Raw genomic sequence first — 1,502 nt, forward strand, 5'->3', positions numbered from 1 at the left:
CCAACGCCGTTCAGTTAAGGGTGGGGCTGGGGGTGTCAAGGGCTGCTCGTGAGCATGGTGATGTTGATGGTGGCTTTGTAGGTGGTCCGGTCGATGGTGGGTCCGCGTGCGTTGTATTTGGAGATCGCTCGCTTGACGATGCGGTCTTTGGTGCGGATCCGCCGGGCGGGCAGGAGGTGGGCCAGCACGTGGCGGCCGATGGCTCCGACCAGGTCGGTCACGGTGCCGGTGATGATGCCGGCGGCCAGGACGAGCTGGTCGCGTGCGGCGGCGAGGGCGGTGGTGAATCCGGCCCGGTCCGGGTCGGTGCCCGGGACACTGTCGGTGGCGTCCGTCATCGCGGTCCGCAGTGCCTGGTAGGCCACCAGCAGTGCCCAGACCTCCTGCTCGATACCGGCCGGGGTGCGGGCCCGCAGGACCCGCCCGCCCAGGATCGTGGACTTCAGCTCGGCGTAAGCCGTCTCGATCTCCCAGCGCTCGTGGTAGAGCCGGACGAGTTCGCCGGCCGGGTGCGTCGACGGGTTGGTGAGGGTGGTCAGCAGCCGGTAATGGCCGGTGCGGGTGCCCCGGGAGGTGACGATGCCGACCTCCGCGTCGATCACGCGCACGGTCAGCGCTCCGAGCCGGGCCAGTGTCGAACCGTCCCTGCAGCGGGCCACCGCGGGCAGGCTGCGGCCGGATTTGCAGCGCACCAGCAGGTCCGCGCCGGTGGCGGCCCAGTGGTTCAGCAGTGCGGCGGCGGCGAAGTTCCGGTCGCCCAGCAGCAGCATCCCGGCCCGTAGATCCACCGCCAGGCGGCGGGCGTACTCCAGCTCACCGGTGGCGGCTGGGCCGAACACGGCCCCGACCACCGACCGGGTCCCGCAGGCCACCAGCGCGGCCAGACGCAGTTGCGGGTAGCCCGAGATCCCGTTGCCGAGCCGCTGCCGGGTGAACACCGCGAGGTTGGCCGGGCTGTCCGGGACCGATAGCAACGTGCCGTCGACCGCGACCAGCCTCAAACCCCGCCACCACCCCGCGGCAGCGGTCGTGGCCACAGGCCCCCTCACCAGGTCGAACAACGCTTTCATCGGTGCCGGTCCCAGCCGCTGACGGGCCTGGCGCAACGCGCTGCCGCTGGGCCGGATCAGTGCCAGGCCCGCCAGCCCGGCACACAGCCGGTCGAAGATCTGCCGGTAGCCCAGCCCGGTGAACAGCGCTCCTGCCAGCAGCAGGTAGACCGTGACCCGCGCCGGCACCAGCCGGACCCTGCGCTGCACCGCACCGGTTTGTGCCAGCACCTCGTCGACCATCTCGAACGGCACGATCCGGGTCAGCTCGCCCATATGCCCTGGCGCGAACACACCGGCTGCTACCCCGACCGGCCCTGTTATGGCAGCCTGTTCCAACAGCGGAGCTCCTGTGGTGAGGATGTCTTGGAGGACAAACCTCTTCTACAGCAGCTCCGCTGCCCCGTTCACCGGCCTTGACGAACAACCCCCACCCTTAACTGAACGGCGTTG

1 protein-coding gene is annotated in these 1,502 nt (G+C 70.1%); it reads right to left on the reverse strand.

Translation table 11 applies throughout. The features are described 5' to 3' along the window. Nucleotides 1-35 precede the first annotated feature (35 nt). Nucleotides 36-1,325 (reverse strand): IS4 family transposase, encoded by a 1,290-nt coding sequence (locus tag AXW62_RS39655; protein ID WP_252368901.1) that lies wholly within the window; start codon nucleotides 1,323-1,325, stop codon nucleotides 36-38. Nucleotides 1,326-1,502: the final 177 nt, after the last annotated feature.

The sequence above is a fragment of the Streptomyces hygroscopicus subsp. hygroscopicus genome (genome assembly GCF_001553455.1).
Lineage (GTDB): Bacteria > Actinomycetota > Actinomycetes > Streptomycetales > Streptomycetaceae > Streptomyces > Streptomyces hygroscopicus.

What these genes read in the sequence shown, in the direction of transcription:
- AXW62_RS39655 (WP_252368901.1), bottom strand. Translation starts at nt 1,325, where the DNA reads ATGGGCGAGCTGACCCGGATCGTGCCGTTCGAGATGGTCGACGAGGTG.